The following is a 5,793-nucleotide window of genomic DNA, read 5'->3' as shown; positions in this document are numbered from 1 at the left end:
TCAGACATTCCTGCAAACCAATCAGCTTCACCTCCGGGAAATTCTGGTGCCATTTTAATTCCGAGTTTTATTTCGACATAATATCGATTGATTTGCATTAAATCAACTTGAATAAAACCACGATTACCTGTGCCTGTCATGGGACCCCAAGTAGTAGCAGTACCTGGATTGTTGTCAACAACAGCAGATAAATCAGAAGGTGTTGCAACATTCCAACCTTGAGCGGTAATGGTACTACCTAAAAGCGAATAAATTTCAAACATAGTAGGTGTTTGTGGTAAAGCGTTTGATTGAGCTTCAATAATTTGTTTGATTTCAGCAAGTAACGTTGATATTTCAGTAAGATTTACTCGCGGTGATGCCTTCTGAATATTTACTGGAACAGGTTCAGTAAAGTCTGGCAATTTAACAGGAATAGTGTGAGGAATTTGAATTAGTTCCTGTCGCAGCTGAATAACAGATTGTTGTAAAGTATCTACTCTATCTATCAGTTAAAGGAGATACGTTAACAGTAAGTTGATTGTTGCTGGTCATGACAATCTTTGTGCAATTACGTTGAGGCTGGTTTGAATATTTTTGAGTGATTCAGTAGTGGTATCAGTTACTGCGCCAATGTACTGGTAAACCACTACTTGCAAATTGCGATACCAGGGAGAGAAGTCAAGTCGTAATGAATACTCGTCAGTATATTGAGAGAACGCCAATAATGTTGGTACATCTTGACTAATAATCCTGGTATTTGTTACTGCGCCTGGTACGCCTCCAATTGCAACACCAATTGGAGTAACTTGAGACACTTTGCATCCCCTCTGCCATTTGCGCTCTTATAGTTGAAGACTAAAGCACCAAATAACAGAGACAAAGTTGGTAAAAACAACAGGAACGTAAGCATGAGGAATGGGGACAAGAAGGCGACCTACAAAACCACTGCTTTGGTAGACAGTATTGTGTACTTCCGTCCATAAATCACTTCTACTCAACTGTAAAACTGGTTGAGTCATTACCCTATTCCTATGAAGTTGAAATTGTCTTCAATTATTTCAAAGTAATTATCAATGTCAACTCCTGCTGCTTCTATCTTGTCAAGGAAGGTTTCCACATCAATTCGTCCAAGACAAAATTATGATACAGCTTGATTAGCTTCTAGAGACTTTTCAAGGAACCATCTTCGTTCTTCGATAACAGCAGCAGGATTGACAGAAGAATAAGTGCAAAGCAAGTCTAACGCACTCGAATTATTCATGATTAGTTTGGATTGTCAAACACTAATTCAGGACTGAAGCTGACATTCACGTTATCACCTGTAGCATTGTCGATTGCTGTTGCTCGCTCAAGAAACCTATCCCCCGCAGCTAGTCTTCCAAATGGAAATGTATAAGAAGCTCCTTCAACTCTTCGTCTCTGTAACCCTGTAATTTCTGAACGTCGCGGTGTTCCTGCGCCAGCACCTGTTCGACGAAAACAAAGGAATAAATTCTCCGTTAAATTTGGCAGTTCCAGTTTCTGCCCACCCTAAAATGGTTGGAGTTAATCCAGCTATTTGAGTCAAACCTGTAGAAACTGCACGACCTGAAACAGATGTTTTTGCTGTAGCGTCAACAAAGTCAGCACTAAATAATTCAAGATATCTTTCTTTTGATGCACCTGGATTACTTGCAGCAGTACGAGTAATAGTTCGACGAGTTCTTCCAGCACGATATTCTTGAAAGTTTCGTAATGGTGTACCAGCTGGTGCTTCTGCTGAAACAGTACCACCAGTAACTGGACGCAGGTAATTTAGACCTGCTAATAGATTACTGAATCGTTGACGACGTGCCATAGGATCCTCCAATCTTTTCCCCTATTCTACAAATTCATTATAAGTTCTATTTGATTCAGAAACCCTATGGTTTCCAGACAAACTAACCAAGTACTACTTGGGGAGAAGGCATATCTTTTTGTATTGAATTTTTGGAGTCAATACATGTATTCAATACAAAAATAGAGGAGTTAAAAATTAGCCGATTCAATAGCCCTTCTGAATCGATACCCATCGTTAACAAGTATGATTGGCTTGGTGAGCTTGTACCAGCTAAATTGGGCCTATTCAAAGGTCACCTCCCCTATTGGGCGCCGTCTCCTTTTTTTCTGCCGTTCACCTAAGACCATTTCTGTTCCAGGATTGACAGGAAAGTTGCGGTCGCTCTTACTATGGTTAATGCATTCTGGGTCAAAAACCCTATCAGTAAGTCCTACCACCTTTTGAACTACCCTAACTCGTTCTGACTTGTTAACAACATAAAGTCTTAACTCAAAACCATCAGAAGGTTTGTAGTACGTCACAATCTCTGTTCCCTTCCGCCATTTAAATGAAGGAGTTGTAAATTGTTGTTTTATTTCTCTCGCTAAAAGCTGCAACCTTGTTTTGGTAATACTATTTTCTTGGCAAAAAAGCCTAAAAATTATTTCGGTGGTCAAGATACCAGGGTCATCACCTTCATCTTCTTTTCTGCCCTCAAAATACAACATGACTTGAGGTTTAAATTCGTTGCTTTCACTATGAAATATAGCGGTTATCCCATAAAAATTTGGTTCATTTACCAAAATATATTCATTAAACACCCAGATTTTGAAATTAATTATATCGAGGGTGTCCTGTATTTCCACCAGACACGCTTGTCTAGCAAGCGCTCTCCTAGTTAACAACGCATTTCCTTCAACATCATCAATATCTGCAAAATATTGCTTGACTCTAGGATTGTGTTATAATAGTGCAAAGCGTATAATAACTGCTGTATTTGTTGAGGACATATAGGTGAATTAACTATGGCTAGACCAATTGTAATGTCAGACGATCTAAAAAATGCTAGAAGAACCCCTACAAATCTAGACGGATTAAGTAATATTAACTTTGAATTGTCAGATATATTAACCCCTCCTCCTGGTAGATACAGATTAACCAGTAAAACAGCTTCTAGGGTCTATATTAGTGATGGCAGCATGAGATACAGCTGTGGCAGACGTGGATGTTTCGGGAGCGCCACTGGAAATATAGAAGAAAAAGGATACAGATTTATTGTTGGTGGATTTGAAGTTCGTCGGTTTACAGAAACGAAATCTACTCCAGTTCTTCAATACTGGGGAAATGGTGCTGTTAGAGCTACAGGAGAAATTCGGACAAGAGAAAATTCGCTTTATTTATATGAAGATGCACGATTGTCTGGTGTACCTGGAACAGGATTTAGAATAGCTGGAATTTTTAGAGAGGTTTCTTTCATTATTTATGATCCTGGAACAATTTGGGAAGATAAACAAACCAATGTTATTGTTACTTACCAGACTGCAAGATTTGAAACAGAACCAGTTCGTGAACCGCCATCTGACGACGATGACGACGACGATGATGATGATGACGACGAAGAACCGCCACCATGGGATATTCCAATAACCAGTGACTTTGATTTTGGATATTTTTGTATGACACGAGATGAATATACTAGACTGATGAGAGACATGAGAAATATTGAACAGAATTTGGAGCAATACAGATGACAGGAAGATTTCCTCCTAATGGTGGTTCTAGCGAATACGCCAACATCATTGGTGGAATTGGAAATATTCGCCAATTATTAGATGAAGAGTTTGCTAAGAAACTCCAAAGTGGAGATTTAAGTGCGGTTTCTTCTGCAATTACAAGTGGTGCAGTGACAGCAGTTGGAATGGTGTCGTCAGGTGTGCTACCCGGTTTGGGTCCTACCCCTGTTCAGCAATTAATCAATCAATTGGGTTCATCTGCTGATGATATCGCTCAAAACGCTGGAAATATAGTGAGGGGTGGAATTGGTGGGTTGGTTTCAGCAGTCAAAGCATTGTTAGGAATAGCACTTAAAATTATTGGTGTTACTTTTGCTATTTTGATGGCAAGATTTTTTAGTGAAACAGAGATACAGCGAATCTCTGCAATCATCAATGAATTACTTGCATTGCGTGACAGGGTAACAGCACTAGATCAAGAACTTATGGGTTTAAGAGAAATAACTGAACAAGGGTTTTTAGCTGTTAATAACAACGTTATTACTGTTGACAGCAACCTGAGAGAGGTTCAATCAAATCTTGCTAGAGGTATAAGCATGACAGCAGGTAGTACAAATAAACTAATTAAAGCTGAAAGCTTTGGAGTTAAGCAAGCAGTTAATACTGTTAAAACTGAGTTAGGCTCACAAATAGAAGCGTTTCAAAGTGAGTCTCGTACTGAATGGTTGAATAACAGAGATTGGCAATTTAATAATCGCGCTGCTGCGGTAGCCACATTAACGGTAGCAGGAGTAACAGCACCAGAAGGAATGTTAGACAAGACTTTTCAAAATCCTACCAATATTAAACAGACCGTAACCAATACCGCTGTCAAAGTTCAAGAGGGATTTCAAAAAAATTTTGATAATTTTAAGAGTGTTGGCTCAATGATTGATGTTGGAAGAATCATTGATGTGATTACCTTGAACGCTGTAATTCATAATGCAGCTATGTTGTCATCCAGCTTGAGCAAAACTATTTTTAAAGTAGTATACAACGGATTAAATATTGCTTTAGATGCTTTGGGCGTCAAGGATATTGAAGGTGAAGCAGTTGATTTTGAAAAATCATTCATAGGTGCATTTCAATAATGAAGCGATTGGGAGACGGATATTTGGAGTGCAAAATTGGGAAGCGCTTAAGGCTAGATGGGCTGCAACAAACCGCATCCTCAGCACAGGTAGCACTCTATTGTGGTCAGTTCGAGATTTAATGGATAACACTCAAACTCTTGCTGAAATAGCCGCTGAAAATAGTGCCAAGGTTGGCAATGCATTACGTCGTGCTGGCGCTATTTTTGATGTCGGTGCATGGTTTCCATAAAATTACAGTCATCGAACTATATTGCATCGCAAGTTAACCAACCTTACTCAATTTTTGGGCACCGATCAAAACTTGGATCAAGTACTTTAACATATCACCAGCAATCCAATTGAAATTCAGGATAATCTAGAATAAATCGCCAAAAATAATCAGGAATTTCAGAAATCTCTCAAGGCAGGGCAGAAGAAGTTCAGAGATGATAATGAACCAATTAAGGAGTCAGAAACAGAGGCGAATAAAAAACCCAATCAAATTACAGAAATTCACCCAAGTGATTTAGAAAAGGCTGACTGCTAAGAAGACGTAAAACAGGATATGTTTTAACAAGAATGGATGCAGCGAGATAAGTGGTCAATTTTGACAAGAGAACCCATAGGATTTATGTGGAGTATCAAGCAGGTAATTTACGAAGGAGTTGGTGAAGAAATAGCGGTTAAGCTATACAAAGAATTAAATACTGATATTTACGAGGAGTAAGAAAATGAGTTACATGCTGGGATTTTTTAGGGAATTACAACGTTAGACAATACTTTTGATTGGCAGAATGATATTGACTAAAGGAGGTGAATTAATTGAAGTTTATACAGATATTAGTGGTGCTGTTGGATGGCAAGACCGTCGTAATGTAGCAGATAAAGGGCGAGGTGCAATTCCATCAACGTGGGACGCTCAACTGAAATGTTGGTGGGTAGAAACTAAGCCAATTCCCATGCCCAATAAAGTAGGGATAAATGGAAATTTCTATCCTATTAAGCCATTTACGGTTCAGGTAGATGGTGTTACCCGCGGTGATTTTGGCATTCATAAAGATGCTAATGTTCCTGGTAGTGCTGGGCGTATCGTGTTGCCGACGGATGGAGATAGGTGGGAGAAGTTTGAGAGGCAGATGAGTAAAATCGCTCAGGAGGGAGTGACCCG

Annotated in this window: 11 protein-coding genes; 5 read left to right on the top strand and 6 right to left on the bottom strand. The window is 39.2% G+C overall.

The features are described 5' to 3' along the window. From ACE1CM_RS25855 to ACE1CM_RS25830, 6 genes are all read right to left on the bottom strand, one after another. A partial coding sequence (locus ACE1CM_RS25855) for a hypothetical protein (protein ID WP_374881720.1) occupies positions 1–404 on the bottom strand: 404 nt, incomplete at its 3' end. A 126-nt stretch (positions 405–530) separates the two neighbouring features. Then, positions 531–797, bottom strand: coding sequence for a hypothetical protein (locus tag ACE1CM_RS25850; protein ID WP_374881718.1), 267 nt, complete (start codon positions 795–797; stop codon positions 531–533). 27 nt (positions 798–824) lie between these two features. After that, positions 825–1,001, bottom strand: a complete 177-nt coding sequence (locus ACE1CM_RS25845; RefSeq protein WP_374881716.1) for a hypothetical protein — start codon at positions 999–1,001, stop codon at positions 825–827. A 119-nt stretch (positions 1,002–1,120) separates the two neighbouring features. Further along, positions 1,121–1,243 (bottom strand): hypothetical protein, encoded by a 123-nt coding sequence (locus tag ACE1CM_RS25840; RefSeq protein ID WP_374881714.1) that lies wholly within the window; start codon positions 1,241–1,243, stop codon positions 1,121–1,123. 144 nt (positions 1,244–1,387) lie between these two features. Continuing rightward, entirely contained in the window at positions 1,388–1,819 is a 432-nt protein-coding gene (locus ACE1CM_RS25835) for a hypothetical protein (protein WP_374881712.1), read from the bottom strand. Positions 1,820–2,082: 263 nt separating this feature from the next. Further along, positions 2,083–2,685: a hypothetical protein gene (locus tag ACE1CM_RS25830; protein WP_374881710.1), complete on the bottom strand. Its 603-nt coding sequence runs from the start codon at positions 2,683–2,685 to the stop codon at positions 2,083–2,085. Positions 2,686–2,805: 120 nt separating this feature from the next. On the opposite strand from ACE1CM_RS25830, the gene ACE1CM_RS25825 reads away from it, so the two are divergent. From ACE1CM_RS25825 to ACE1CM_RS25805, 5 genes are all read left to right on the top strand, one after another. Next, entirely contained in the window at positions 2,806–3,531 is a 726-nt protein-coding gene (locus ACE1CM_RS25825; protein ID WP_374881708.1) for a hypothetical protein, read from the top strand. Continuing rightward, the gene (locus ACE1CM_RS25820) at positions 3,528–4,643 is read left to right on the top strand and encodes a hypothetical protein (protein ID WP_374881706.1); all 1,116 of its coding nucleotides are present in this window, start codon (positions 3,528–3,530) and stop codon (positions 4,641–4,643) included. Before ACE1CM_RS25825 ends, ACE1CM_RS25820 begins: the two co-directional genes overlap by 4 nt. Continuing rightward, positions 4,630–4,875, top strand: a complete 246-nt coding sequence (locus ACE1CM_RS25815) for a hypothetical protein (protein WP_374881704.1) — start codon at positions 4,630–4,632, stop codon at positions 4,873–4,875. The genes ACE1CM_RS25820 and ACE1CM_RS25815 overlap by 14 nt, the downstream gene beginning before the upstream one ends. A gap of 333 nt (positions 4,876–5,208) precedes the next feature. After that, the gene (locus tag ACE1CM_RS25810; RefSeq protein WP_374881703.1) at positions 5,209–5,352 is read left to right on the top strand and encodes a hypothetical protein; all 144 of its coding nucleotides are present in this window, start codon (positions 5,209–5,211) and stop codon (positions 5,350–5,352) included. 73 nt (positions 5,353–5,425) lie between these two features. After that, positions 5,426–5,793, top strand: a 368-nt coding sequence (locus ACE1CM_RS25805; RefSeq protein ID WP_374881701.1) for a hypothetical protein, incomplete at its 3' end; no start/stop codon positions are given.

This window comes from Microseira sp. BLCC-F43 (assembly GCF_041929235.1).
In the GTDB taxonomy this organism is placed as follows: domain Bacteria; phylum Cyanobacteriota; class Cyanobacteriia; order Cyanobacteriales; family Aerosakkonemataceae; genus Microseira.
Note: the sequence above shows the minus strand (reverse complement) of the source record. Positions and strands in the feature narration are given on the sequence as shown.

What these genes read in the sequence shown, in the direction of transcription:
- ACE1CM_RS25835 (WP_374881712.1), bottom strand. Translation starts at nt 1,819, where the DNA reads ATGGCACGTCGTCAACGATTCAGTAATCTATTAGCAGGTCTAAATTAC.
- ACE1CM_RS25840 (WP_374881714.1), bottom strand. Translation starts at nt 1,243, where the DNA reads ATGAATAATTCGAGTGCGTTAGACTTGCTTTGCACTTATTCTTCTGTC.
- ACE1CM_RS25810 (WP_374881703.1), top strand. Translation starts at nt 5,209, where the DNA reads ATGCAGCGAGATAAGTGGTCAATTTTGACAAGAGAACCCATAGGATTT.
- ACE1CM_RS25825 (WP_374881708.1), top strand. Translation starts at nt 2,806, where the DNA reads ATGGCTAGACCAATTGTAATGTCAGACGATCTAAAAAATGCTAGAAGA.
- ACE1CM_RS25845 (WP_374881716.1), bottom strand. Translation starts at nt 1,001, where the DNA reads ATGACTCAACCAGTTTTACAGTTGAGTAGAAGTGATTTATGGACGGAA.
- ACE1CM_RS25820 (WP_374881706.1), top strand. Translation starts at nt 3,528, where the DNA reads ATGACAGGAAGATTTCCTCCTAATGGTGGTTCTAGCGAATACGCCAAC.